We start from the raw sequence: 26,419 nt of genomic DNA on the forward strand, positions 1-26,419 counted from the left end.
GATGAACGATCGGGACATGACGATGAAGGGGCATTTGAAGCCCTTCAAGGATTACAAGCCTGAGCACTTCCTCTGGGATGTCAGTGAAGATGGCCGCGTCGCCACCATCCGCCTCAACCGCCCGGAACGTAAGAATCCGCTGACCTTCGACAGCTATGCCGAGCTGCGCGATCTCTTCCGCGATCTCGCCTATGCATCGGATATCCGCGCCATCGTGCTGACCGGCGCCGGCGGCAATTTCTCCTCCGGCGGTGATGTCTTCGAGATCATCGAGCCGCTGACGCGCATGGCAATGCCCGAGCTTCTGGCCTTTACGCGCATGACGGGCGATCTCGTCAAGGCAATGCGCAAGTGCCCGCAGCCGATCATCTCGGCAGTCGATGGCATCTGCGCCGGCGCTGGCGCCATCCTCGCCATGGCTTCCGATCTGAGGCTCGCAACGCCCGAAGCCAAGACGGCCTTCCTCTTCACCCGCGTCGGCCTGGCCGGCGCCGATATGGGCGCTTGCGGCATCCTGCCCCGCATCATCGGCCAGGGCCGTGCCGCCGAGCTTCTCCTTACCGGCCGCTCGATGACGGCAGCGGAAGGACAGGCCTGGGGCTTCTATAACGGACTGCACGCGAGCGCCGACCTCGAGAGCGAAGCGGTTAAGCTCGCCCGTTCGCTCGCCGACGGGCCCTGGTTCGCTCATGGCATGACCAAGACCATGCTGAACCAGGAATGGGCGATGGGCATCGACGAAATGATCGAATCCGAGGCGCAGGCGCAGGCGATCTGCATGGCGACGCAGGATTTCCGCCGCGCCTTCGAGGCTTTCGCCGCTAAGCGCCGGCCGGAATTTCAGGGGGATTAAGAGGATGTCCACGGCAAGCAGCCTCCCCGGCCCGACACGCGATCATCTGGATTGGCCCTTCTTCGAAGATCGCCACCACCGGTTTGCCGCCGAGGTCGATGCCTTCGCAAAGTCCAGCGTCATGGCTTCCATCGATCACGCCGATGTCGATGGCGCATGCCGCAAGTTGGTCAAGGCGCTGGGCGCAGCCGGGCTCCTGACTGCCGCAACCGGTTCGTCCGATAGCGAACCGCTGATCGATTCCCGCATGGTCTGCCTCGCCCGCGAAACGCTGGCCTGGCATGACGGCCTTGCCGATTTCGCCTTTGCCATGCAGGGGCTCGGCACCGGCGCCATCGGCCTCTCTGGCTCGCCCGAATTGCGGGCCGCCGTGTTGCCCAAGGTGCGCTCGGGTGACTGGCTCGCCGCCTTCGCGCTATCGGAAAAGGGCGCCGGCTCCGATGTGGCCGCCATGAGCTGCGCTGCCCGTTCCGATGGTGACCACTATGTTCTCGACGGCGAGAAGACCTGGATTTCCAATGGCGGCATAGCCGACGTCTACACCGTCTTCGCGCGCACCGGCGAAGCGCCTGGAACACGCGGCATCTCGGCCTTCATCGTCTTTGCCGACGATCCCGGCTTCTCGATTGCCGAACGCATCGAGGTGATCGCGCCGCATCCGCTGGCGTCGATCCGTTTCGACAATTGCCGCATTCCTGCTTCGCGCCGCCTCGGCGCACCGGGCGAAGGCTTCAAGATCGCCATGCGCACGCTCGATATTTTCCGCGCCTCGGTGGCGGCTGCCGGCCTCGGCTTTGCCCGCCGCGCGCTCGATGAATCGCTTGCCCACGCGCGGTCGCGCCCGATGTTCGGTGCCACTCTTGCCGACCTTCAGTTGACGCAGGCCGCCCTCGGCGATATGGCGACCGGCATCGACGCTGCGGCATTGCTCACCTATCGGGCGGCTTGGCGCCGCGACGTGCAGCGGTTGCCGACGACGCGCGAGGCGGCCATGGCGAAGATGACGGCGACGGAAACCGCGCAGAGCGTCATCGACCGCGCCGTTCAGCTCTTTGGCGGGCGCGGCGTGAAATCGGGCGAGATAACGGAAAAACTCTATCGGGAGATCCGCGCGCTTCGCATCTATGAAGGTGCGACGGAAGTTCAGAAACTCATCGTCGCGCGCGAACTTTTGAAGGCATAGAGCAATTCCAGGAAAAGTGTGAAACGGTTTTCCGTCCGGAATTGCGTAGAACAAACAAATTGAGCGGTTCAGTCGCTCTGTAAAACTGAACCGCTCCAATGGGAGATATGCACATGAGCCGCGAGATTTTCGACTGGGCCGACCCGTTCCGGCTGACGGAGCAGCTGAGCGACGACGAACGCATGGTGTTGGATACCGCGCATTCCTACGCGCAGGAAAAGCTCGCGCCCCGCGTGCTGGAAGCCTTCCGCCACGAAAAAACCGATCCGGCGATCTTCCGCGAAATGGGTGAGCTCGGCCTGCTCGGCTCGACAATCTCGCCGGAATATGGCGGCGCTGGCCTGAGCTACGTTGCCTATGGTCTCATCGCCCGCGAAGTCGAGCGTGTCGATAGCGGCTATCGCTCGATGATGAGTGTTCAGTCTTCCTTGGTCATGGTGCCGATCGAAACCTTCGGGTCGGAAGCGCAGAAGCAGAAATATCTGCCGAAGCTTGCAACCGGCGAATGGATCGGCTGCTTTGGCCTCACCGAACCGAACCACGGCTCCGATCCCGGCTCGATGGTCACACGTGCAAAGAAGGTCGATGGCGGCTACAGCCTCACCGGCGCCAAGACCTGGATTTCGAACGCGCCGATCGCCGATGTCTTCGTCGTCTGGGCCAAGACCGAGGATGGCCTCATCCGCGGCTTCATCCTCGAAAAGGGCTGGAAGGGCCTGTCGGCGCCGGCCATCCACGGCAAGGTTGGCCTGCGCGCGTCCATAACGGGCGAAGTGGTCATGGAGAATGTTTTCGTGCCGGAAGAAAACCTGCTGCCGAACGTTTCCGGCTTGAAGGGTCCGTTTACCTGCCTCAACTCCGCTCGCTTCGGCATTGCCTGGGGTGCGCTCGGTGCTGCCGAGGATTGCTATGCCAAGGCGCGGCAATATGTGCTCGACCGCAAGCAGTTCGGCCGTCCGCTTGCCGCCAACCAGCTGATCCAGAAGAAGCTTGCCGACATGGTGACCGAGATCACGCTCGGCCTGCAGGGCTGCCTGCGCCTCGGCCGCATGAAGGAAGAAGGCCATCCGCCGGTCGAACTCACCTCCATCCTCAAGCGCAATAGCTGCGGCAAGGCGCTTGATATCGCCCGCGCCGCCCGCGACATGCTCGGCGGCAACGGTATCTCGGACGAATTCGGCATCGCCCGCCATCTCGTCAACCTCGAAGTGGTCAACACCTATGAGGGCACGCACGACATCCACGCCCTCATCCTCGGCCGCGCCATCACCGGCATCGCCGCCTTTTCGAACTGAGGCCGGCCGTGGCATTTGGAACCACCAGACCCCTGCGCTTCGGAGATTGCGATCCCTCCGGGATCGCCTATTTCCCCTCGTACCTGAACATCCTCGTCGGGGTGCTGGAGGACTATTTCGCCTCGATCGGCTTTTCCTGGCGAAAGCTGATCGACGACCGCCGCATCGGTGTTCCCACCGTGCGCCTCGATCTGACCTTCATCAAGCCGGGCCTGCAGGGTGACGATCTCGAATTCGTCCTTGCCGTCCATGGTGTCGGCCGCTCCTCGCTCGATCTCGAACATCAGGTCTCGGCGAACGGCCATGTGCTGTGGACGGCCAGGCACCGCGTCGTCGCCACCTCGCTCGATACGCATAGATCCATTGAATGGCCGGATGATCTCCGCGCCGCACTGACCTCTCATCTGGAGACGACCGATGCACACCATCCTGCAACCTGAGGGCTGGGCCAAGCCGATCGGCTATGCCAATGGCATGGCGGCGACGGGCCGCATGGTGTTCGTCGGCGGCCAGGTCGGCTGGAATGCCGCCTGCGAATTCGAAAGCGACGATTTCGTCGAGCAGGTGCGCCAGACGCTGAAGAATGTCGTCGCCATCCTTGCCGAGGGTGGCGCCGAGCCGAAGCACATCACATCGATGACCTGGTATTTCACCGACAAGCAGGAATATCTCGGCAATCTGAAGGGTCTCGGCCAGGCTTACCGCGAAATCATCGGCCGGCACTTCCCGGCCATGGCCGCCGTGCAGGTCGTCGCCCTCGTCGAAGATCGTGCGAAAATCGAGATCCAGGCAACGGCCGTCATCCCGGAATAGTAGAGGCGATTAAGATTATGTCGGCATTGCGCTTTTCGGACACCATCTCGGCTGCGCTAGCCGACGGGATCCTCGTCGTCACCATCGACAATGCACCGGTCAACGCATTATCAGCTGATGTCCGGGCCGGCCTGATGGCCGCTTTGGATCGTGCCGAGAAAGATGACACAGTCGCCGGCGTCGTACTGACCGGAGCGGGCAACAATTTCATCGGCGGCGCCGACATCAAGGAATTCGGCAAACCGCCGGTCGAGCCGCATCTACCTGATGTCATCTCCCGCATCGAATCCTCTCCGAAACCCGTTGTCGCCGCGATCAACGGTGTTGCGCTGGGCGGCGGGCTGGAAGTGGCGCTCGCCTGCCATCGTCGCCTTGCCGCCCTGACCGCGAAGCTCGGCCTTCCCGAAGTTAAACTCGGCATCGTACCCGGCGCCGGCGGCACGCAGCGCCTGCCGCGTCTGACAGGCATCGCCGCCGCCATCGATATGATCGCCAATGGCCGTGTGGTCTCCGCCGCAGAAGCGTTGAAGCTCGGCATCATCGATGGCGTGACCAAGGGCGAACTGATCGCCGAAGCTATGGCCGACGCCAAGATGACCAACGCCGCATCGTTGCGCCGCACGGGATCGCTGACAGTTCCTCCAGAAGCTGCAGATGCGATCGACAAGGCGGCATCGGACGCATTGCGCAAGGCGCGCGGCCAGTGTGCGCCTTCCGAGGCCGTCCGGCTTTTGCGCCTGACGGAGACCGTCTCTTTATCAGAAGGACTGGCCGAGGAACGCCGCACATTTATTGCCCTCCGCGACAGCGAAGAGGCCGCAGCCCTGCGTCATGTCTTCTTCGCCGAGCGAGCCGCCGGCAAAGTCGAGGGGCTGGAGACAGTCGCTCCGCGCAAGATCGAAACCATCGGCATCATCGGCACTGGCCTGATGGGATCGGGCATTGCCGTCTCCGCCCTCAATGGCGGCTACCGGGTCATCGGCGTCGAGCAGAGTGCCGAGGTCGCGGAAAAGGGACGCGAGCGCATCACCGGCCTCCTCGACAAGGCCGTGCAGTCCGGCCGCCTCGATGCTGCGGGGCGAGAAGATAGCCTGGGCCGGCTGACCGTCACCGCCGACATGCAGCAGCTGGTGCAGGCCGATCTCGTCATCGAAGCTGTCTTCGACGATCTCACAGTCAAGACCGAGCTGTTCCAGCGCCTCGATACGATCGTTCGCGCCGACGCGATTCTTGCCACCAATACGAGCTATCTCGACCCCGACGTGATCGCTGCCGCAACACAACGGCCAGAGCGGATTGTCGGACTACACTTCTTCTCGCCCGCCAATATCATGCGGCTCCTGGAGGTGGTGAATTGCAAGCAGACGGCGCCGGATGTGCTGGCGACAGCCATTGCCCTGGCAAAACGGCTCAGCAAGTTGCCTGTGGTGTCGGGCGTCACCGAAGGCTTCATCGGCAACCGCATCTTTTCCGCCTATCGCCGCGAAGCAGAATACATGGTCGAGGATGGCGCTTCGCCGCAGGAAATCGACGCAGCACTGGAGGCCTACGGCTTTCCGATGGGGCCTTTTGCCGTGTTCGACATGGCGGGTTTGGAAATCGCCTGGGCGCGCCGCAAGCGGCAGGCCGCGACACGCGATCCCTTAGAGCGCTACGTCGTCATCGCCGACCGGCTCTGCGAAGCGGGACGCTTCGGCCAGAAGACGGGCCGCGGCTGGTATGCCTACCGCGATGGCAAACGGACTGTTGATCCTGAGGTAACGGCCATGATCGAAGCCGCGCGCACCGAAAAAGCCATTGTGCCGAAGAGCTTCACCCCAGAAGAGATCGTCAGCCGCCTGCTGAAAGCCATGGTTGACGAAGGCGAGGCGTTGCTTTTGGAAGGCGTTGCCGCGCGCGCCAGCGATATCGATCTCGTCATGATCAATGGCTATGGCTTTCCGGCCAGCAAGGGCGGCCCGATGTTTGCGGCCGGCCGTCGCTGAAAGCAGTCACCGCAGACGGGTCAGGCCGCCGAAGAGAGCAGCGTGAACAATTCCTGCGGCCGGTTGACGCCACGCAGCGCATAGCGGCCGACGGAAACGAGATCGTTGCTCTGCTGGCCTGACAGCGCCTCGACGAAATTCGACGACATCAGGACATTGCGGTCGGCCGATCGGCACATCGAAGCGATGCGACTGACCTCGTTGACGGCCGGCCCGATCACCGTGAAATCCAGCCGGTCCATGCTGCCGATATTCCCGTAGAAGACATCGCCGATATGCAGGCCGAGATAGACGTCCGTCACCGGCCGGCCCTCGATCTGCCGCTGCGAGTTGAGGTCGCGCAGCCGCTGGCGCAGCAGCGATTCCGCCATCAGGGCGGCGGCGCAGGCATCGGCGGAATTACGAGCCTTGAAGATCGCCAGCGTGCCATCGCCGATCAGCTTCAGCACATTGCCGCCCGCCTCATGGATCGAGGAGATGACCGCGTCGGCATAGGCATTCAGCATCGGGATGATTTCATCCGGCTCGGCCGTATCGGAAATGCGCGTGTAGTTGGCGAGATCGGAAAACCAGAGTGCCGCCGAAATCCGCTCGGTCTTGCCGCGGGTAATCTTGCCCTCAAGCACATGCCGGGCGGCATCCTCGCCGAGATAGACTTCGGCAATGGTGCGGGCGATTCGGCTCATGCCGGTACATTTGATCGCCAAAGCCAGCGCGGGCGTCAGCTTGCGAAGCACGCGCAAATCTTCCTCCGGAAAGCCGACCTCATGCGCGGTGGCAAAGTTGGAATAGAAGCAATCCATCTCACCGATCGTGCCGCCCTCTTCGAAACGGTGGATCATGGCGATATAGTCGGTGTGGCCGTCGGCCAGTAGCGTATCGAGCCCGTAGAAATCGGTCGGGTCGCCGAAGCCGATGCGCCGGCGCACCTCGTCTCCGCCCGTCGTCAGCATGTGATAGAAGGCGGAACGCTGCCAGTTTTCAGAGGCGATCCCCTGTTGCGTCGGGCCATATTCGAACTCGCGCTCGATGATCTGATTGCCGTCCCAGCGGAAGGCGCGCCCTTCATAGACCGGATGCAGAGTATCCATTAGCGCCATGGCCCGATCGATGTTGAGACCATGCTGACGGCACTGCTCGCAGAAACCCGAGAGGATATCGACTTCCGTCATTCCCTTGAGGCCGGCCTGCATGAGCCAGCTGGCAATTTCGCCAATGTCCTTCGCGTCCATGGATATCTCCCGACCCTCTGAAGGATTCGCTTTAGTACGAAACTCTAAGGCTTGGAATGCCGTCCTGCACAAAATAGTTTCGATGCACGTCAGTCATCGCCGCTCCTGTGGCACAGAAGCGGCGATTTGACGCTGGGATGGCAATGCGGTCTCAGCTCTTGACGACAGGCCTCAGCAAATCCTCCAAGCCGATGCGCCGGAAGAGTTCTGCCCTCACCCGATCGGCAACGCCATTGACGATTTCCGCACCATCTTCCGAGGGGTCTATATGGGTGCGGAACGGGCGTGTTCCAAACGGCATGTCGATCACATCGACGACCGCGGTCGCAACCGAGGCTGCATCTGCGTCGGCCGGCTCCAGCGAGGCGAGCCCCTTTAGTGCCTGATCGGGAACACCTGCATAGGGACCATTGTCGTATTCGGCGGCACGAGCCTTGTCGGCCGGCGAGCCGGAATGGGCAAAATGGTTGGTGCCTTTCGTAAAGGCACCCGGCACGATGATGGCGGTCTCGATGCCCCAGCGTGTCAGCTCCGACGCATAGGAAACGGCAAGCGAATCCATGGCCGCCTTCGCTGCGAAATAAGGCGAGAGGTACGGCGGCGTGCCGCCCCGCGTGCTCGACGAGGAAACCCAAACGACCAGCCCCTTCCCTTCTTTGCGCATGTGAGGCAGCACGGCCCGATTGACGCGCTGGGTGCTAAGCACGTTGATGTCGTAGAGTTCGGCGAACTGTTCGGGCGTGAAGGCTTCTGCCGGACCGAAGGACATATGGCCGGCATTGTGGATGATGGTGTCGATGCGGCCCTGCTCGGCGATGACGGCGGCAATGCCGGCTTCCACCGACGCGTCCGATGCGACATCGAGTTCGACGGTTCTAAGATCGACGCCGTTCTCCTTGGCGAAAGCCGCTGCTGCCTCGACCTGCGCCGCATTGCGCCCCTTGGTTTCGCGGATGCCGGCATAGACCGTATGGCCTGCCTTGGCGAGAGCGCGTGCCGTCAGAGCCCCGAAGCCGCTCGATGCGCCAGTGATTACGATGACTTGCTTGCTCATGATCCTGTTCCTTCAGAGGATTGGCTGTTGTTGACGATGAATTGGAGAGCGGCAGGAATTGCCCTGCCGCCAAGTTGGCTCAGATCATGCCGCCATTGGCGCGTAGCGTCTGGCCGTTGATCCAGCCGCCGTCCGGGCCGACGAGGAAGGAAACGGCGGCGGCGATATCCTGCGGCGTGCCCAAGCGCTCCAGCGGGTTCATCTTGGCCATGCGGTCGATGAGCTCGTCGCTCTTGCCGTTCAAAAAGAGATCGGTGGCCGTCGGGCCGGGTGCGACGGCATTGACCGTTATCGAGCGCCCGCGCAGCTCCTTCGCCATGATGCCGGTCAGAAGCTCGACCGCCGCCTTCGTCGCGGCATAGACGCCGTAGGTTTCCAGCTTGAGGCCGACGATGCTGGTCGAGAAATTGACGATACGCCCGCCGTCACGCAGGCGCCTGCCGGCTTCGCGCAGCGAATTGAACGTGCCCTTGAGGTTGATGGCGATATGGCGGTCGAAATGCGCGTCGTCGGCATCGGCGATCTTGGCCAGTTGCATGATGCCGGCATTGTTGACGAGGACATCGACACCGCCGAAGGCAGTTTCCGCCGCATCGAACATGCGGCGCACAGCCTCGGCATCAGAAACATCGGCTTTGGCGGTCAGCGCCTTGCCGCCCTTTTCCTCGATCTTGCGAGCGAGTTCTTCGGCGGCTGCTTCGCTGCCGGAATAGTTGATGACAACAGTGAGGCCGTCTTCGGCCAAACGCTCCGCAATCGCGGCACCGATGCCGCGCGATGCGCCGGTGACGATTGCTACCTTTTTGGAATTGCTGCTCATTTTCCTCATCCTTCGTTGCTTTGCGCCGTAGCGCGTTTCGATGAGGAGAAGATGCCTCTTTTCATGAGGCGGATAATCGACCATTAATCGGCATCACTATCCGAAATCAGCGAACAAATAATATGGACAGATTCGATGCCATGCGGGTGTTTTGCCGGGTCGTGGAACGGCGCAGCTTCACGCTGGCTGCCGAAGACACCGGCCTGCCCCGCTCGACGGTGACGGACGCGATCAAACAGGTCGAGGCGCGTCTCGGCGTGCGCCTGCTGCAGCGCACGACGCGCCATGTCAGCCCGACGCTCGACGGCGAAGCCTATTATCAGCGCTGCCTGCGTATCCTCTCCGATATCGAGGATGCCGAAGGCGCTTTTGCCGGCGCCAAGCCAAAGGGCGTCCTGCGCGTCGACGTGCACGGAACGCTGGCGCGGCATTTCGTCCTGCCGAACTTGCCTTCCTTCCTCGAAACCTATCCCGATATCGAACTGCAGATCACCGAGGGCGACCGGTTCGTCGATCTCATCCGCGAGGGGATCGACTGCGTGCTGCGCGTCGGCGCGCTGCAGGATAGCGACATGATCGGCCGCCGCGTCGCGATGCTGGAAGAGGTGACGCTTGCAGCGCCCGCCTATGTCGAACGGTTCGGCATGCCCGCCCATCCGGAGAAGCTCGACGGGCATCGGATGATCGGCTTCCGCTCTTCCGCAACAGGCGGATTGCTACCACTGGAATTCCAGATCGATGGCGCCGTGCGCGAAATTACCCTGCCGGCCACAATCTCGGTCAATGCGGCCGAGAGTTACTACGCGGCGGCCAAGCTCGGTCTCGGCCTGATCCAGGTCCCGCGCTACCACGCAGAGGAAGCCTTACGATCGGGCGAGCTGCTGCATGTCCTTGAGGACTATCCACCGACTCGAACGCCCGTCTCGATGCTCTATCCGCGCAGCCGCCAGCTTTCGCCGCGGATCCGCGTCTTCATAGATTGGCTTGTGAAGGTTTTTGCCGGACAGAACGTGGCTGAAAGCCCGGCCGGATGAATATTCCGCGAAAGCGATCAAATAAATGAAATCGGCTCTTTGAATGCGCGGCCGGCACGCCTACGTCGTAGTGCATTACTCTACGGGCAATGCCGTCGCTACTTCATGATAGCCCGACGATTTTCGAGAGAGAGCCGATGACCGAACAGAAGCAATTGAAGCTCGGGGCCTTCATGCGTCCCGTCAGCTTGCATACCGGTGCCTGGCGTTATCCCGGCGCCTATCCGGACGCCAACTTCAATTTCCAGCATATCAAGAGCTTCGCGCAGGAACTGGAAAAGGCGAAGTTCGATGCCTTCTTCATGGCCGATCACCTCGCGGTCCTCAACATGCCGATCGAGGCCCTGAAGCGCAGCCAGACTGTCACCTCCTTCGAGCCCTTCACCCTGCTTTCGGCGCTGGCCGCCGTCACCGACCGGATCGGCCTCGTCGCCACGGCGTCGACCACCTTCGACCTGCCCTATCACATCGCCCGCCGCTTCGCGTCGCTCGATCACATCAGCGGCGGCCGCGCCGGCTGGAATATCGTCACCACGTCCAATCCCGATGCCGCGCTTAATTTCGGCCTCGAAGAGCATATGGAACATGGCGAGCGCTATCATCGCGCCCGCGAATTCTATGATGTCGTCACCGGCCTCTGGGACAGCTTCGCCGACGATGCTTTCCTTCACGACGCCGAAAGCGGCATCTTCTTCGATCCAGACCGAATGCACGTGCTCGGGCACAAGGGCGCGGAACTGAGCGTTCGTGGCCCCCTCAACATCGCCCGACCGCCGCAGGGCTGGCCCGTCATCGTCCAAGCCGGGCAATCGGATGCCGGCCGCCAGCTTGCCGCAGAAACGGCCGAGGCGGTCTTCGCCGCGCCGCGCAACCTGGCGGACGGCAAGGCGATCTTCGCCGATATCAAAGGGCGGATGAAGGCGATCGGCCGCAATCCGGATCATCTGAAGATCCTGCCCGCCGCCTTCATCGTTGTGGGCGACACGATCGAGGAAGCAAAGGCCAAGCGGGCTAAGCTCGATAGCCTCGTCCATTACGATAGCGCCATCGCATCCCTGTCGATCGCGTTGGGGCATGACGCTTCCAAGTTTGATCCCGATGGCCCGCTACCGGAGATTCCGGAGACCAATGCCAGCAAGAGCGGCCGCGAGCGCGTCATCGCGCTTGCCGAAGCCGAAAAGCTCACCGTGCGCCAGCTTGCCCAGCGCCTCGGCGGCTATGCCGGCCTCGCCTTTGTCGGCACACCTCAGAGCATCGCTGACGAGATGGAGCAGTGGCTGCACGAAGAAGGCTCTGACGGCTTCAACGTCGTCTTCCCCTTCCTGCCGCAAGGCCTGCTTGACGTGACGACCCGCGTCGTTCCAGAGCTGCAGCGCCGCGGCATCTTCCGCCGCGATTACGAAGGCACGACCTTGCGCGAACACCTCGGCCTGCCGCGCCCGGAAAACCGCTTCTTCACGAAACCGGCTGCGGCAGCGCAGTAACAGAGCCGCGACAAGAGACTGACATGAGCCATATCACGCCGATAGACTATGAGACCGCTTCCGAGGCCGTGCGCACCGAGCATGACCGCGAAGTGCAACTGCGCGGCCGCATGACCAACATGAAGCGGACATTGCTCCACTCGCCGGTCGCGCATCGCATCTATGCGGAATGGTTTCCCCTGCGCGAAGAACTGCGCCCGGCGCTTGACGATCGCGCCGTCTGGCTGCTTTGCCACGCCATCGCGATCGAATGCCGCTCGATCATCCCGGTCGGTTTCTTCCGGCGCGCGCTGATGAATGTCGGCCTGACGCCGGAAACGATCGTGCCGACAGACGACGAGGCGCTGCTGATCGAATTCGGCAGGGCGATCGTCAGGGATTCCAACGCGATTCCTGAAGACGTCTGGGCGCGGCTAAAAGCCCGCTATGACGAGCCGACGCTTGCTAACCTGGTCGCCTTCGCCGGCATCACGATTGCAACAGCGATATACAACAATGCCGTGAAGGTGGATATCGATCCGGAGCTTGGACCTTATCTTGAAGGATTTGAGTTTCCCTCGAAGTAGTGAAGTGCCCCTCACCCTAGCCCTCTCCCCGCGAGCGGGGAGAGGGGACGACCTCTGTATCCTCGCCTAAGCAAATCGTTAGGGATGGGCAGCCGGTGCCGGTTTCCCCTTCTGCCCGTCAAAACTGGGAGAAGGTGCCCGACAGGGCGGATTAGGGGCTTGCATCCTACCCCGAAATCGTTGTCGAAAACTGCGGATTGCCGCGGATCGTGTTGCTCACGGTGCAGATTTCATCTTCGGCCGCATGCGCGATCGCATTACGCACCTCATCACTGAAATCGCCCTTGATGGTGAAGGCGATGTTGAATTTCTCGACGCGAGAAAGGCCCTCCGCCGCCTTTTCCCCTGTCACGACAGCAGTCACTTCCGTGAGCTTGTCGAGCACGCCGAGGCTGCTGGCTGCCATGCGGGCGCTCAAGACTAGGCAGGCCGAGAGCGACGAATAGAGCAGGTCGAGCGGATTGAAACCCGGCTGCGATGGTGAAGTGACGATGTCGATTTCGCCCCCCGTCACGGACGTCACATGCGGAAAGCCGGTGCGGCCGACCGTAGCGGTCGCGCCCGTCTGCCTCGTCTTCACTTTCAGTTCGGCCATGTCGAAAATCCTTGAAACAAAAGCGGGAAACCCTTTCCCTCTACATAGGGATTCATCGCGCAGGACACAATTGCAGTTCGTGGCCCTTGCGTCTTCCAGCCAGTTAAGCCACCAAATGGTTACACGCTCTGAGAAGCAATTTCAGGAAAAATGCGTAGTGGTTTTCCGTCCGGAATTGCGTACAAACGCTCTAGAAAACAGGCAGTTCGATATGACCGTTACCGATCCCCGCGCCTTCCTGACCTCGCTGTTCGATGCCGCGGTTCGTGCAGCAGATCCGTTGACCGGCATTCGCACGCATCTGCCGGCCAAACCGAAGGGCCGCACGATCGTTATCGGCGCCGGTAAAGGATCTGCCCAAATGGCGGCCGCGCTGGAGCAATGCTGGGATGGCCCACTGCAAGGCCTTGTCGTGACGCGATACGGTTTTTCCGCCCCCTGCCGCCGGATCGAGATCATCGAAGCCGCCCATCCCGTGCCGGACGAAGCAGGCCTCGTCGCTTCCCGTCGGCTTCTGAAACTTGTCGAGGGCCTGACGGAGGACGATCTGGTGATCGCACTGATATCAGGCGGCGGCTCGGCGCTGCTTCCCTCGCCAGCGGACGGCCTGGGCCTTGCGGACGAAATCGCGGTCAACAAGGCGCTGCTCGCCTCCGGCGCGCCGATCTCGGCGATGAATGTCATTCGCAAGCATCTGTCGACCGTCAAGGGTGGCCGGCTGGCTGCCGCAGCCCATCCCGCCAAGGTCGTCTCGCTCGTCGTCTCGGACATTCCCGGCGACGATCCAGCTCTCGTGGCCTCCGGCCCGACCGTACCCGGCCTCGGCACGCGCGCCGAAGCGCTCGATCTCATCCGCCTCTACCGCATCGTACTGCCGCCGGCCGTTCTCGCCCATATGGAGAAAATTGAAGCGGATGCGCCCCGCCCGGACGATCCTCGTTTTGCCGGCAATGAAGTGCATGTCATCGCCTCTGCCGGTGTCTCGCTGGAAGCTGCTGCTGAGGTGGCGCGTTCCGCCGGCATCGAAGCGGCCATCCTCTCCGACGCCGTCGAGGGCGAGGCCCGCGAAGCTGCGCGTGTCCACGCCGCGATTGCCCGCGAGGTGCTTCATCGCAACCGGCCCTTCGCCAAGCCGATCGTGCTACTGTCAGGCGGCGAAACCACGGTGACCTTGAAAGGCAAGGGCAAGGGCGGGCGAAACTCGGAGTTCCTGCTGTCGCTGGCCATCGATCTCGACGGCCATGCCGGCATTCACGCCATGGCCGCCGACACGGATGGCATCGACGGCAGCGAGGACAATGCCGGTGCTTTTGCCGATGCGGGTACGGTGGCGCGTTTGCGCAAGGTTGGAATGGTGCCGGCCGAGATGCTGGCAAACAATGATGCCTGGACGGCCTTCAACGCGCTCGGCGATCTCTTCGTCCCCGGCCCTACGGGAACGAACGTCAACGACTTCCGCGCCATCCTGATCGCGTAACCCCCGGAACGGGTAAGCTTAAATAATTGCGGTGCAATCGTCACAGCGCCAGTAGGCGGCTGCCGTCGATGCCCATCGAAGAAAACGTCGGCTGCAATGGTCGCATTCGATTTCCACGACATGCGTCCTTTCGCCAACGATGAATGGCCTGGTCTTGATCCTGCGCTCGCTCTTCCATTGCTCGAGCTTCGTCACGGCCATGATTACCCTCCACGCAATACTCGCCTCGACAAGCAACAATCTAAAATAGATTCAACTAATAAAAGAAATATTGCAAGTGCGAAGCGATTTTCCGCGCGGCAGGAGGACCGAAATTATCCATAGTAGTGCATGGAAGACATAGTGCGCCGGCTTCCGGCCGCGATGGGATCGCTCCATTAAAAAATTGTGACAGCGGATATCGCCATTTTCGCGCGCGACGCCATGTCATTCGTTGGCGATTTTCCATCAAGATAACAATGGGAGGCATATTCATCATGCGCCACTTCCGCCAGCGGGCGATTTCGTCGGTAACCCTGGTCACATTTGCTCTCTTTTCCGTCACCGCCAGAGCTGCCGCGCCGCCACCGGTCGAGGCGGAGCATGGCATGGTGGTCACGGCTCAACATCTCGCCACCGATGTCGGCGTCGAAGTGCTGAAGAATGGCGGCAATGCCGTCGATGCCGCCGTTGCGGTCGGCTATGCGCTGGCCGTCGTTTACCCCACAGCCGGTAATATCGGCGGCGGCGGCTTCATGACCATCCGCATGCGCGACGGCAAGACGACCTTCCTCGACTTCCGCGAGCGCGCGCCCCTGGCGGCGACCAAAGGCATGTATCTCGACGACAAGGGCAATATCGTCAAAGGCGCCAGCACGGACGGCTATCTCGCCGTCGGCGTTCCGGGCTCAGTCATGGGCTTCGAGACGGCCCGCGAGAAATACGGCACCAAGTCCCGCCAGGATCTGATCGCGCCGGCCATTCGTTATGCCAAGGAAGGCTTCACGCTGAACCAGGCCGATGCTGCCGAACTGAACGGGGGCAAGGCATGGCTTTCGCGCGATCCGGCCACCGCGGCGATCTTCACCAAGGCGGATGGAAAACCCTTCGCGACAGGCGACAAGCTGATGCAGCCGGATCTCGCCAATGCCCTATCCGGCATTTCCGATCAGGGACCGGATGGCTTCTACAAGGGGCCGGTCGCCAACGCCATCGTCAAGGCAAGCCAGGACAAGGGCGGCATTCTCGCAAACCAGGATTTCGAACAATACAAAGTCCGCGAGCTCGAGCCCGTGAAGTGCAATTACCGCGGCTATGAGATCATCTCCTCGCCGCCGCCCTCCTCCGGCGGCGTCATCATCTGCGAAATCCTCAACGTGCTGGAAGGCTATCCGCTCTCCTATACCGGCTACGCCTCGGCCGACACGGTCCACTACATGGTCGAAGCCATGCGCTACGCCTATGTCGACCGCAATTCGGCGCTCGGCGATCCCGACTTCGTCGACAACCCCGTCAGCAAGCTGCTCGATAAGGCCTATGCCCAGAAGATCCGCGACGGCATCTCGCCCTATAAGGCTGGCATCTCCAAGGATCTGATGCCCAAGGGCCTCGGCGAAAGCCACGAAACAACGCATTATTCGATCATCGACAATGACGGCAATGCCGTCGCCGTCACCTACACGCTGAACGGCTCCTTCGGTGCCGGCGTCGTTGCACCCGGCACTGGCATCCTCTTGAACAACGAGATGGATGATTTCACCTCCAAGCCCGGCGTGCCCAACCTTTACGGCCTCGTGCAGGGCGAGGCCAATGCCATTCAGCCAAAGAAGACGCCGCTCTCCTCCATGAGCCCGACGATCGTCACCAAGGACGGCAAGCCCTTCATGGTGATCGGCAGCCCCGGCGGCTCGCGCATCATCACCATCACGCTGGAAGCGATCATCAACGTCATCGATTTCGGCATGAACATTCAGGAGGCGATCGATGCTCCGCGCATCCATCACCAATGGCTGCCGGATAAGGTCTACATCGAGCCGCGTGCGCTTTCGCCCGATACGGTCAAGCTTCTGACCGGCATGGGCTACACGGTTCAGGTGGACAATAGCTGGCCGATCTGGGGCCAGGCAGCCGGCATCCTTGTCGGCGGCAAGAGCCTTAGCGACATCGCCAAGGGCGGTGGTGCCCGCTACAACGGCGCCGTGGACAGCCGCGCCGGCTCAGGGCTTGCCGAAGGCTACTGATCACCTCGGCGCCTGCCGAAAACGACGACTCGGACCGGTGCCACCACCAATTGGCACCGGTCTTTTTGCCTATGGCATCCGACCAAACGAGCACATTATCTTACGCGAAAAAACCAAGCGTGAGCATTTCGGCGCGATATCGCGCCTATTCATTCACCTCACGTTCATTTGATGCCGTTTGCCCCTGCATGTGCGTCATTTTTTTCATCCCATGAATGGGATTTGCGATTTCTGATATAGCAATCGCGTGCAAGCAGGAGTATACAAACCGCCGTTCAAATAGGCCTTCGCGCCATGACCAGACTTGCGGTTCTGTCTTACGACCCCACCGCACCATCGAGAGCGATCCCCGACAATGTCGGATCAGATATTTCAGGCCGCCCCCACCCGGCGGGCCGCACCGAATTTTCGTGTAGTAGCGCTTATAGTAGCAAGCGCGATGTTCATGGAACAGCTCGACGCGACCGTGCTCGCAACAGCTCTTCCGACCATGGCGAGAGACTTCGGCGTCAGCGCGCCGGCTATGAGTATCTCGCTGACATCCTATCTCCTCAGCCTGGCGATCTTCATTCCCGCCAGCGGCGCCATCGCCGATCGCTTCGGATCGCGCACAGTCTTCCGCTCCGCTATCGCGGTTTTCGTTGTTGGCTCGCTTCTCTGCGCGCAAGCGCCGAACCTGTTCTTCCTCGTGATCGCGCGCCTCCTTCAGGGTCTCGGCGGCGCGATGATGCTGCCCGTCGGTCGCCTCGTGCTGATGCGCAGCGTCGCCCGCAAGGATATGGTCAACGCCATGTCCTGGCTGCTGATCCCGGCGCTCGTCGGCCCCATTCTCGGCCCGCCGGTCGGCGGCTTGTTCGTGACCTATCTCGACTGGCGCTGGATCTTCTACATCAACGTGCCGATCGGCATTATCGGCTTCATCCTGGTGACGATGTTCATAGAGGAGGTGAAAGGCCCGCGCACCGGCCGTTTCGATCTCTCGGGCTTCATCCTCTCGGGCATTTCGCTGGGATCGCTGCTTTTCGGCTTCGAAATGTCGAGCCGCGAGGGCGAAGGCTATCTCGCGGTCTTCCTCATCTCTATCGGCCTGCTCTTCGGCATCGCCTATCTGCGCCATGCCCGCAAGCATCCCTCGCCGATCATGGATTTCTCCTTGATGAAGGTGCCGACATTCCGCACCTCGGTCATCGCCGGTTCGCTGACGCGCATCAGCCAGGGCGCCCATCCCTTCCTGATCCCGCTGATGCTGCAGCTCGGCTTTGGTCTTTCGGCCGCCGCTGCCGGCCAGATCGCCATTGCGACCGCTCTCGGCTCCATGGCGATGAAGCCTTTTCAGGTTCGCATCCTGCGCACGCTCGGCTTCCGCACCGCCCTTATCATCTTCGGCCTCATCGGCACGCTCGGCTATGGCATGTGCGCCATCTTCAAGCCGGATTGGCCACTGCCTGTCATCTTCGTGATCCTGTTCTTCTGCGGCTTCTTCATGTCGTTCCAGTTCACGGCCTACAACACGATTGCCTATGACGAGATCGAGCGCGACCGCATGAGCATTGCGACGAGTTTCTACTCGACCTTCCAGCAACTGATGCTGTCTCTCGGCATCTGCGTCGCCGCCTTGGCGCTGCATGGCTCGACACAGTTCCTTGGTCACGCCAAGCCGGAGATGGTCGACTTCTCCGTCGCCTTCATCGTCGTCACGGCCATTGCGCTTCTCGCTGTCATCTGGAACGCCAGCTTCTCGCGCACAGCCGGTTCGGAAATCAGCGGCCACCGCCGCAAATCACCGGAAGACAGCCTCGCCGAGCACTGATGCTCGCCTCTCGCCAACTGCGGCAATAGCGTCTTTTGTGAACAGTGCCTCCACGGGCGGTGCATTGCATTGAACAGTGGCGGCGACCTAAATAGCGACCAGAACGAATAACAATCTGGAGCATCCCATGGTCGCCGGCATCCATCACATCACGCTGATCACCCGCAAGGTCCAGGCGAATGTCGATTTCTACGTCGGCTTCCTCGGCCTGCGCCTAGTCAAGCGCACCGGCGGCTTTGAAGACGCCACCCAGCTTCATCTCCTCTATGGCGACGCCAAGGGCTCGCCCGGCTCGCTGATTACTTTCCTTGTCTGGGAGGATGGTTCGCCCGGCCGCGCCGGCGTCGGGCAGATCGGCGAAATCTCTCTCGCCATCGATCCCGCCAGCATCGGTTTCTGGCTGACGCGTGCCCTGAGTGCCGGCCTCAAACCGGAAGGCCCATCGGAGGAATTCGGTGAGCCGGTCCTGAGGTTGAAGGACCCGGATGGCGTCATCGTCAAACTAGTGGGAACAAACACGCTACAGGCGGCGGCTCCATGGGCAATCGACACCATTCCGCAGGAGCACGCGATCCGCCGTATCCGCGGCGCGACGCTATTCAGCGAAACGCCCGAGGAGACGCAGGCCATTTTGGTCGACCATTTCGACTACCGGCCGCTTACTACCAGCGGGGCGATCAGCCGACTCGTCTCGGAGCCTGGCGATATCCTCGACATCCGCGATGCTCGCGGCTTCTGGGCGAGCGCCCCGGGTACGGGTACGGTCGATCATGTCGCCTTTCGCGCCGCCGACGATGCGGAATTGCAGTCGGTCCACACCGCCCTGCAGGCGATCGATTCCGGGCCGACGACGATGCATGACCGCAAATATTTCCGCTCGCTCTATGTCCGCGAACCTGGCCAGATCCTGTTCGAACTCGCCACGGATGCGCCTGGCATGTTGATCGACGAGGACGAAACGACGCTTGGCACGCGCCTCTTCGCTCCCGGCGACAGTCCCAAGCTTTTGGCCGAGCTGAACGTGATCCTGCCGCAGTTCTCCATGCCCGGAGAGCCGCGCGTCATCTATCGCGACCTGCCCTTCATCCATCGTTTCTTCACGCCCGATGAGCCGAACGGCAATGTCCTGATTCTGCTGCACGGTTCCGGCGCCAACGAAACGACGATGCTGCCGCTTGGTCACGAGATCGATCCCAATGCGACCTTGCTCAGCGTGCGTGGCCGTGCGCTGGAAGAAGGAGCGCCGCGCTGGTTTCGCCGCAATGGGCCGATGTCCTTCGATCAGGCGGATATCGTCAGCGAGGCCGAAGTCTTTGCTGCCTTCATCGACGGCGCGATCCATGCCTATGGCCTCGATCCAGATCGCATCGTCTATATCGGCTATTCGAACGGCGCCAACCTGCTGAACACCATGCTGTCGCTGCACCCGCATCTCATCCGCCGCGCCGTGCTGCTGCGCTCGATGGCCGTGCTCGAAAATCCGCCGGTGGCTGATATGTCGGATGCCAATGTGCTGGTGGTCGCGGGGGAGAAGGATCTTTATGGCCCATACGCTCAGCCATTGGCCGAACGCCTGCGCGATGGCGGCGCAAAGGTCGAACTTGCAACGGTTCCCGCCGGTCATGAGTTTGACGATGCCGATGTGCCGGTCATTCAAGAGTGGCTCAACAAGTCCGCCTGAAACCGACCTCTTGAGCAGAAAGACAAAAGCCCGCGATCTGGCGGGCTTTTGCGTTGACGAATACAGTTGGGGCTCAACCCTTGAACGTATATTCCGCGATCGATTCCGGTTTCATCTCGATCGAGAAGCCAGGAAGGCTCGGCGGCATATAGGCTGCGTCGCGGATGATGCAGGGGTCGATGAAATGCTCGTGCAGGTGATCGACATATTCGATGACGCGGCCATCCTTTGTGCCGGATACGGCGATATAGTCGATCATCGACAGATGCTGCACATATTCGCAAAGACCGACGCCGCCGGCATGCGGCCAGACCGGCAACCCATACTTGGCGGCGATCAGCAGCACCGCCAGCACTTCGTTGAGGCCACCCATGCGGCAGGAATCGATCTGCACGATGTCGATCGCGCCCTCGGCGATGAACTGCTTGAACATGATCCGGTTCTGGCACATCTCGCCGGTCGCGACCTTCACCGGGCCGATGGCCTGACGGATCTTGCGGTGTCCGGCAACGTCGTCCGGGCTTGTGGGTTCTTCGATGAAGAAGGGCTTGGCGAAGGCGAGCTTCTTCACCCAGTCGATCGCCTGATTAACTTCCCAGACCTGGTTGGCGTCGATCATGAGGTAACGATCGGGGCCGATCACCTCGCGGGCAATGGTGAGACGGCGAATATCGTCTTCGAGATCACGGCCGACCTTCATCTTCACATGGTTGAAGCCGGCATCGATCGCCTCCTGGCACAGGCGGCGCAGCTTGGCATCGTCGTAACCGAGCCAGCCGGCTGATGTCGTGTAGCAGGCGTAGCCCTCGCGCTCGAGCGTGGCGATTCGGGCGGCCTTGCCGGCTTCCGCCTTCTTCAGGATGGCAACGGCCTCGTCGCGGGTCAGCACATCGGTCAGGTAACGATAGTCGACGATATCGGCGATCTGTTCGGCATTCATCTCCGAAACCAGCCGCCAGACCGGCTTGCCGGCCTCCTTCGCGAGCAGATCCCAGACGGCATTGACGACAGCGCCGGTTGCCAGATGCATCGCCCCCTTCTCCGGGCCGATCCAGCGCAGCTGGCTGTCGCTGGTCAGATGCCGCCAGTATTTGCCGGGGTTTTCCAGAACCGTCGCAAGTTCGGTGCCGACGACCAGATGCCGCATCGCCTCGATTGCCATGCAGCAGATGTCATTGCCGCGGCCGATGGTGAAGGTCAGGCCGTGGCCGGCAAGGCCCGGCTTGTCGGTGTCGAGGATGACATAAGCTGCCGAATAATCCGGATCCGGATTCATCGCGTCCGAACCATCGAGGCTCTGCGATGTCGGGAAGCGCAAATCGAAAACGCGAAGATTGGTGATGCGCGTCATTGGAAAACTCCTTCTAAATCCATCGCGACCTCTCAACCTCTAACCCGAGGTCGAACTCCTCCCAGAGGGCCACATTATGCGAGCTGCATATTCGAATTTCAGCAATCACCTCTCGATGCGGATAGGCGGATGTGTCCTCAAAGCGCCTCTCCTCCTAACCCTGCCGTCGTTTCTGCAGAGAGCCCTTATTTTCTTATGTGAATAGTTTTTTCACATATGCATGATTTTTGCAATCGAAAAGACAGCATGAATTCGGGCTCTATGCTGCCGCCAGCGCCACAAAATGCGCTATTGTCCGACCCAAATGGATTTGCTGAAGGAGATGCAGGGAATGGCAACGGTTAAATTGCTCGATGATGCGGAGGCAGAGGCGATCCCGGCCGTGAAGGCGGTGTTCGACGATATTCGCGCAGTGAGAAAATCCGATTTCGTCAATAATTTCTGGCGCGGCCTGGCGAACGACCCGGCACTGCTGAAGCGCACCTGGGAAGGGCTGAAAGCTGTCATGATGACGGAAGGCGCGCTCGATCCGCTGGTGCGCGAGATGATCTACATTGCCGTCTCCACTGCCAATGGCTGCAGCTATTGCATCCATTCCCATACGGCTGCCGCGAAGGCGAAAGGGATGACCGATGCCCAGCATGCGGAGCTGCTGGCGGTGATCGGCCTTGCCGGACAAACGAACCATCTGGTCACGGCGATGCAGATCCCTGTCGATCCGGAATTCGATGTCCGCAAACGCTGAAAATGCAGAAGGCCCGCGGGCGTGCCGGCGGGCCTTCCTTAAATGGTCTTTCGCTTTTCAGCGATCGGATTTTTCCGTCGTCTGAGCGTCTGCAGCAAGGGCGGCAACGTTGAGCCCGTTATTCACGGCGAGCAGCCTTTTGCGAACGAGAACGCCCATCACGCGGGCAGCCGTCGAAAAGGTCATCGTGTCAAGCGGGCCTTCGCCCTCCCAGGGCTTGGTTAGCCGCTCGGTTACGGCCGAGACAATGTTGTTGGGCACAATGTCTGTGCATTCGCGCATCGCTTCGAACACAACGCTGATGGGATGGATGCGTCCTTCGAACGTCACGATCGGTTCGGTTACTTCGCTGTCCCATTCCTCGAAGGCATAGAGCGCTTCGCGGAAGAGCTGCTGCAGGGTGATGGGTGCATGACCCTCATGAAGGGGCGGCAAGGCATTCGACATGTCTGTCTCCTTTCAATTGGAAGTCCGGCGCATGTATGAAATTGGATGGTCTCTCCTCCGAGACCCAAGCGCTGCTTCGTCAGCTTGGCGCGCCGGAAGAACGGGGCGTGGCGCGGCAAACCATCTCGTGACCGGCGCAACGCGGGACACACACGAAATGTTCCCACCGGTCATTTAACTTGATCAAGTCTATAGATTAATCTCGACTTGAAAAGCCTCTTTAAGAATTTTCTGTAATTCTCTTTATTTTTGAATGACTTCGCGTAGTATGAAATTACCGGGTGCCGAGGAAAGGCGCGCGAATCTCTCTCCCAAGAGCAAAGGGAACGCCATGTGCGGCGATCATGAACATCAGCATCACGACGGGCACGATCACGACCCTCAGCCCATCGATTGGCGCAAACACGGCATCAAGATCATTCCCGGCAACGCGCTGGATCCGAATACCGCACAAACCCCCGGCATGAACCGCGCGACCGCGATCAATCATGCGCGCGCGGGCGCTGAAAAGATCTGGGCGGGAACCGTGACGATCCACGCCAATGCCAAGACCGGCGCTCACCATCACGGCGACCTCGAAAGCATCATCTACGTCGTCAAGGGCAAGGCCCGGATGCGCTGGGGTGACAACCTCGAATTCGTCGCCGAAGCCGGCCCCGGCGATTTCATCTTCGTGCCGCCCTACGTGCCGCATCAGGAGATCAATGCCAGCCGCGATGAAACGCTGGAATGTGTTCTCGTTCGCTCCGGGCAGGAACCGGTCGTTGTCAATCTGGATATCGAACCGGTGGAAAAACCGGAAGAAGTCCTCTGGAAGGACCCGATCCATCGTTAATCTGCACATTTTTCAGGCAAAATCTTATTTGCCGCATAAATAATCTACAATATTTATAGAAAATTAGTTTGCGCTTTGCACCGCACTGAAAAGAGTTTTTCAGAAGTGCGGCGCACAACGCATGATCCTGCTTGGCAGCGCGAACACGCGTCTGAGATGATTAAGCCGTCACGAGATATTGATCTCGATCATCAGGAACAGGATTTCCCATGACTGAAAAGCTTTCTAGAGGTTTCGACGCGCTGCGCCTTTCCCGCCGCGCCGGCCTTGCTGCCATCCTCGCCTCTGCTGTCGCCGTTTTCGGCTGGACGGCGACTTCTACGCCATCTTTCGCGGCAGACAAGACAATCAAGGTCGGCATCATCAGCGGTGAAGACGAAGATGTCTGGCGTGTCGTGACTGCTGAAGCCGCCAAGAAAGGATTGAAGATCGAGACGGTCGTCTTCAACGACTACACCCAGCCGAACGAAGCCCTCGAGCGCGGCGAAATCGATGCCAACGCTTTCCAGCACAAGCCTTACCTCGACAATCAGATCAAGCAGCACGGCTACCACATCGTCAGCGTCGGCTATACTGGCGTCTGGCCGATCGGCCTCTACACCAAGAAACACAAGACCGTGGCAGAGCTTCCGAAGGGTGCGGTCATCGGCGTACCGAACGATCCGTCCAACGAGGGCCGTGCACTGCGCGTGCTGCAGAACGAAGGCGTGATCAAGCTCAAGGATGGCACCGGCATTCTCGCCACGACCGCCGACATCGTTGAAAACCCCAAGAACGTCGAGATCAAGGAACTGGACGCCGGCATCGTCGGCCGCTCGATCGACGACCTGGACGCAGCCGTCGTCAACACCGACTGGGCGCTGAAGAGCGGCCTGACCCCGAAGGATCGCATTGCGCAGGAGCCGATCGACGGCAACCCCTACCGCAACTTTATCGCCGTCAAGCAGGGCAGCGAGAACGAGGCCTGGGTTAAGACGCTGGTTGCGGCTTACCAGAATGACGCCGTCAAGGCAGAGTTCGACAAGGTTTACAAGGGAACGGGCATCAGCGCCTATTGATGTCAGGGCGGCGCGGGGACCGCGCTGAGCGGCGAGGCGGCCGGGGTATCTTGCCCGGGCCGCCTTTGATGTTTAAAGCCACGCTCAACCCGCGCCGAACGCAAAAAGAAGATTGGGAAGCAGACATGAATTCCTTCATCCCGGCCACATCAATCGACGGACAGGCGCCGCCCGAACGAGCGGTGGGCGACGAAATCGTCCGCCTGGTCGATGTCCGCCGCCGGTTCGGCACGACGCCTGCGCTTGATGGAATTTCACTGACCGCGCGCCGTGGCGAGATCGTCGGCATCATCGGCCGCAGTGGCGCCGGTAAATCGACGCTGATCCGTTGCCTGAACGGGCTGGAGCGCGCCGATAGCGGCGAGATCCATATCGAAGGCCGCGACATCGCACGCCTCTCGGAAAAGGAACTGCAGCCGCTGCGTCGCCGCATCGGCATGGTCTTCCAGCATTTCAATCTGTTGTCCGCAAAGACCGTCGAGGAAAACATCGCCCTACCGCTGAAGATCGAGGGGGTGGCCAAGGCCGAACGGCTGCAACGGGCGCGCGAGCTGCTTGATCTTGTCGGCCTCGTCGATAAGGCAAAAGCCTATCCCACCGCCCTCTCCGGCGGCCAGAAACAGCGTGTCGGTATTGCCCGCGCACTAGCTGCCCGCCCGGCGCTTCTGCTGTCGGACGAAGCAACGTCGGCGCTCGATCCGGAAACGACGCGGTCGATCCTCGCACTGCTGAAGGATATCAATCGCAAGCTCGGCCTGACGATCCTACTCATCACCCACGAGATGGAAGTGGTGCGCTCGATCGCAGACCGCGTCGCGGTCATCGATGCCGGACGGATCGTCGAGGAAGGCTCCGTATGGACGGTCTTCGCCAACCCCGAAACGGAGATCACGGCAAGCCTGCTCGGCGGCATCCGCCCGCAGCTTCCCGAGCACATCGCCGCCCGTCTGTCGCCGACATCAGGCGTCGAAGCGATCCTAAGCGTCGATCTTGCCGGTCCGGCCGCGCAAGGGGCACTGTTTGCAGAACTCTCGGCTGCCCTGCCGCGCTCTTTTCGCCTGGTTCACGGTGGCATCGACCACATCCAGAACCAACCCGTTGCCCGCTTCTTCGTCGCCGTCCCGACGCGCGATCCGGATCTGCCGGCGCAGGTCAGCGATTTTCTGAAAACCCGCTCCGCCCGGGTGGAGGTTTTAGGCTATGACAACTGATGTGATCCTCGGCCTGCTTTGGCGCTCCTTCTGGGAGACGATTTGGATGACGGCTGCGTCCGGCCTCCTCTCCCTGGTCATCGGCCTGCCGCTCGGCCTCGCCATCGTCGTCACCGGTCGCGGCGGCATTGCCGAGCAGCCTGCGATCAACAGCGTCCTTGCCGCGCTCGTCAACGGCTTCCGCGCCGTGCCTTTCGTCATCCTGCTGATTGCCCTCATCCCGCTGACAAGGCTGATCGTCGGCACGGCGCTCGGCACAACGGCGGCGATCGTGCCGCTGACCATCGCCGCGATCCCTTATTATGCCCGTATCGCCGAGGTCTCCCTACGTGAAGTCGATCGCGGCTTGATCGATGCGGTGCGCGCCATGGGCGGCAATCGCTGGACGATTATCCGCGAAGTGCTGGTGCCAGAGGCCATGCCCGGCATCGTCGCCGGCTTCACGGTGACGCTGGTGACTCTGATCGGGGCTTCCGCAATGGCGGGTACCATCGGCGGCGGCGGCCTCGGCGACCTTGCGATCCGCTACGGCTATCAGCGCTTCGAAACCGGCGTCATGATCGCCGTCGTCATCGTGCTGATCATTCTGGTCTGCGGCATGCAATGGCTGGGCGATCGCTTAGCCAACCGGCTCGACCGCCGCTAGCTCGGCTCCCTGATCACGCGCAATC

The 26,419-nt window shown here is 61.2% G+C and carries 25 protein-coding genes; 18 read left to right on the top strand and 7 right to left on the bottom strand.

Annotated elements, in window-relative coordinates:
• The first annotated feature begins 1 nt into the window (after position 1).
• The 6 genes from FHX05_RS06160 (at position 2) to FHX05_RS06185 (ending at position 6,129) form a co-directional block, all read left to right on the top strand.
• On the top strand, positions 2 to 853 hold the full coding sequence (locus tag FHX05_RS06160) for an enoyl-CoA hydratase family protein (RefSeq protein WP_183870967.1): 852 nt from the start codon (positions 2 to 4) through the stop codon (positions 851 to 853).
• A gap of 4 nt (positions 854 to 857) precedes the next feature.
• Entirely contained in the window at positions 858 to 2,036 is a 1,179-nt protein-coding gene (locus FHX05_RS06165; protein WP_183870968.1) for an acyl-CoA dehydrogenase family protein, read from the top strand.
• A 107-nt stretch (positions 2,037 to 2,143) separates the two neighbouring features.
• Positions 2,144 to 3,331 carry an acyl-CoA dehydrogenase gene (locus tag FHX05_RS06170; protein ID WP_183710101.1) on the top strand — a complete coding sequence of 396 codons (1,188 nt, stop codon included), beginning with the start codon at positions 2,144 to 2,146 and terminating at the stop codon, positions 3,329 to 3,331.
• An 8-nt stretch (positions 3,332 to 3,339) separates the two neighbouring features.
• Positions 3,340 to 3,771, top strand: a complete 432-nt coding sequence (locus FHX05_RS06175) for a thioesterase family protein (protein WP_183870969.1) — start codon at positions 3,340 to 3,342, stop codon at positions 3,769 to 3,771.
• Complete coding sequence (locus tag FHX05_RS06180) at positions 3,749 to 4,144, top strand: RidA family protein (protein ID WP_015340927.1); 396 nt, start codon at positions 3,749 to 3,751, stop codon at positions 4,142 to 4,144. Before FHX05_RS06175 ends, FHX05_RS06180 begins: the two co-directional genes overlap by 23 nt.
• Before the next feature lie 17 nt (positions 4,145 to 4,161).
• Positions 4,162 to 6,129, top strand: coding sequence for a 3-hydroxyacyl-CoA dehydrogenase NAD-binding domain-containing protein (locus tag FHX05_RS06185; protein ID WP_183870970.1), 1,968 nt, complete (start codon positions 4,162 to 4,164; stop codon positions 6,127 to 6,129).
• A gap of 20 nt (positions 6,130 to 6,149) precedes the next feature.
• Here FHX05_RS06185 and FHX05_RS06190 read toward each other — a convergent pair whose 3' ends face one another.
• From FHX05_RS06190 to FHX05_RS06200, 3 genes are all read right to left on the bottom strand, one after another.
• A complete protein-coding gene (locus FHX05_RS06190; protein WP_112334990.1) occupies positions 6,150 to 7,361 on the bottom strand; it encodes an adenylate/guanylate cyclase domain-containing protein in 1,212 nt (403 codons plus the stop codon).
• A gap of 151 nt (positions 7,362 to 7,512) precedes the next feature.
• Positions 7,513 to 8,415: an SDR family oxidoreductase gene (locus tag FHX05_RS06195; RefSeq protein WP_183870971.1), complete on the bottom strand. Its 903-nt coding sequence runs from the start codon at positions 8,413 to 8,415 to the stop codon at positions 7,513 to 7,515.
• A gap of 79 nt (positions 8,416 to 8,494) precedes the next feature.
• On the bottom strand, positions 8,495 to 9,235 hold the full coding sequence (locus FHX05_RS06200) for an SDR family oxidoreductase (protein ID WP_183870972.1): 741 nt from the start codon (positions 9,233 to 9,235) through the stop codon (positions 8,495 to 8,497).
• Positions 9,236 to 9,357: 122 nt separating this feature from the next.
• Here FHX05_RS06200 and FHX05_RS06205 point away from each other — a divergent pair, with 122 nt between their 5' ends.
• The 3 genes from FHX05_RS06205 (at position 9,358) to FHX05_RS06215 (ending at position 12,319) form a co-directional block, all read left to right on the top strand.
• Positions 9,358 to 10,269: a LysR family transcriptional regulator gene (locus FHX05_RS06205; RefSeq protein ID WP_183870973.1), complete on the top strand. Its 912-nt coding sequence runs from the start codon at positions 9,358 to 9,360 to the stop codon at positions 10,267 to 10,269.
• 137 nt (positions 10,270 to 10,406) lie between these two features.
• Positions 10,407 to 11,753, top strand: a complete 1,347-nt coding sequence (locus FHX05_RS06210; RefSeq protein ID WP_183870974.1) for an LLM class flavin-dependent oxidoreductase — start codon at positions 10,407 to 10,409, stop codon at positions 11,751 to 11,753.
• A gap of 23 nt (positions 11,754 to 11,776) precedes the next feature.
• Positions 11,777 to 12,319 carry a hypothetical protein gene (locus tag FHX05_RS06215; protein ID WP_183870975.1) on the top strand — a complete coding sequence of 181 codons (543 nt, stop codon included), beginning with the start codon at positions 11,777 to 11,779 and terminating at the stop codon, positions 12,317 to 12,319.
• Between the two features lie 166 nt (positions 12,320 to 12,485).
• Here FHX05_RS06215 and FHX05_RS06220 read toward each other — a convergent pair whose 3' ends face one another.
• On the bottom strand, positions 12,486 to 12,914 hold the full coding sequence (locus FHX05_RS06220; protein ID WP_112334995.1) for an OsmC family protein: 429 nt from the start codon (positions 12,912 to 12,914) through the stop codon (positions 12,486 to 12,488).
• A gap of 211 nt (positions 12,915 to 13,125) precedes the next feature.
• Here FHX05_RS06220 and FHX05_RS06225 point away from each other — a divergent pair, with 211 nt between their 5' ends.
• The gene (locus tag FHX05_RS06225; RefSeq protein ID WP_183870976.1) at positions 13,126 to 14,391 is read left to right on the top strand and encodes a glycerate kinase; all 1,266 of its coding nucleotides are present in this window, start codon (positions 13,126 to 13,128) and stop codon (positions 14,389 to 14,391) included.
• An 18-nt stretch (positions 14,392 to 14,409) separates the two neighbouring features.
• Here FHX05_RS06225 and FHX05_RS06230 read toward each other — a convergent pair whose 3' ends face one another.
• A complete protein-coding gene (locus FHX05_RS06230) occupies positions 14,410 to 14,592 on the bottom strand; it encodes a hypothetical protein (RefSeq protein ID WP_112334997.1) in 183 nt (60 codons plus the stop codon).
• 275 nt (positions 14,593 to 14,867) lie between these two features.
• On the opposite strand from FHX05_RS06230, the gene ggt reads away from it, so the two are divergent.
• The 3 genes from ggt (at position 14,868) to FHX05_RS06245 (ending at position 20,101) form a co-directional block, all read left to right on the top strand.
• Positions 14,868 to 16,610, top strand: a complete 1,743-nt coding sequence (gene ggt, locus FHX05_RS06235) for a gamma-glutamyltransferase (protein WP_183870977.1) — start codon at positions 14,868 to 14,870, stop codon at positions 16,608 to 16,610.
• A 355-nt stretch (positions 16,611 to 16,965) separates the two neighbouring features.
• On the top strand, positions 16,966 to 18,420 hold the full coding sequence (locus tag FHX05_RS06240) for an MFS transporter (protein WP_183870978.1): 1,455 nt from the start codon (positions 16,966 to 16,968) through the stop codon (positions 18,418 to 18,420).
• Between the two features lie 127 nt (positions 18,421 to 18,547).
• The gene (locus FHX05_RS06245; protein WP_183870979.1) at positions 18,548 to 20,101 is read left to right on the top strand and encodes a VOC family protein; all 1,554 of its coding nucleotides are present in this window, start codon (positions 18,548 to 18,550) and stop codon (positions 20,099 to 20,101) included.
• Positions 20,102 to 20,174: 73 nt separating this feature from the next.
• Here FHX05_RS06245 and FHX05_RS06250 read toward each other — a convergent pair whose 3' ends face one another.
• Positions 20,175 to 21,452, bottom strand: coding sequence for an L-fuconate dehydratase (locus FHX05_RS06250; RefSeq protein WP_112399233.1), 1,278 nt, complete (start codon positions 21,450 to 21,452; stop codon positions 20,175 to 20,177).
• A 331-nt stretch (positions 21,453 to 21,783) separates the two neighbouring features.
• Between FHX05_RS06250 and FHX05_RS06255 the strand changes: the two genes are divergently transcribed.
• A complete protein-coding gene (locus FHX05_RS06255; protein WP_112415381.1) occupies positions 21,784 to 22,197 on the top strand; it encodes a carboxymuconolactone decarboxylase family protein in 414 nt (137 codons plus the stop codon).
• A 57-nt stretch (positions 22,198 to 22,254) separates the two neighbouring features.
• Here FHX05_RS06255 and FHX05_RS06260 read toward each other — a convergent pair whose 3' ends face one another.
• A complete protein-coding gene (locus FHX05_RS06260) occupies positions 22,255 to 22,644 on the bottom strand; it encodes a hypothetical protein (protein ID WP_112335002.1) in 390 nt (129 codons plus the stop codon).
• Positions 22,645 to 22,975: 331 nt separating this feature from the next.
• Between FHX05_RS06260 and FHX05_RS06265 the strand changes: the two genes are divergently transcribed.
• The 4 genes from FHX05_RS06265 (at position 22,976) to FHX05_RS06280 (ending at position 26,394) form a co-directional block, all read left to right on the top strand.
• On the top strand, positions 22,976 to 23,479 hold the full coding sequence (locus FHX05_RS06265; RefSeq protein ID WP_112399234.1) for a cupin domain-containing protein: 504 nt from the start codon (positions 22,976 to 22,978) through the stop codon (positions 23,477 to 23,479).
• Positions 23,480 to 23,688: 209 nt separating this feature from the next.
• Positions 23,689 to 24,537 carry a MetQ/NlpA family lipoprotein gene (locus tag FHX05_RS06270; RefSeq protein WP_112420288.1) on the top strand — a complete coding sequence of 283 codons (849 nt, stop codon included), beginning with the start codon at positions 23,689 to 23,691 and terminating at the stop codon, positions 24,535 to 24,537.
• 125 nt (positions 24,538 to 24,662) lie between these two features.
• Positions 24,663 to 25,748: a methionine ABC transporter ATP-binding protein gene (locus FHX05_RS06275; protein WP_183870980.1), complete on the top strand. Its 1,086-nt coding sequence runs from the start codon at positions 24,663 to 24,665 to the stop codon at positions 25,746 to 25,748.
• Positions 25,738 to 26,394, top strand: a complete 657-nt coding sequence (locus FHX05_RS06280) for a methionine ABC transporter permease (protein WP_183870981.1) — start codon at positions 25,738 to 25,740, stop codon at positions 26,392 to 26,394. The genes FHX05_RS06275 and FHX05_RS06280 overlap by 11 nt, the downstream gene beginning before the upstream one ends.
• The last annotated feature ends 25 nt before the right edge of the window (positions 26,395 to 26,419 follow it).

It is taken from the genome of Rhizobium sp. BK491 (assembly GCF_014194925.1).
GTDB lineage: Bacteria > Pseudomonadota > Alphaproteobacteria > Rhizobiales > Rhizobiaceae > Rhizobium.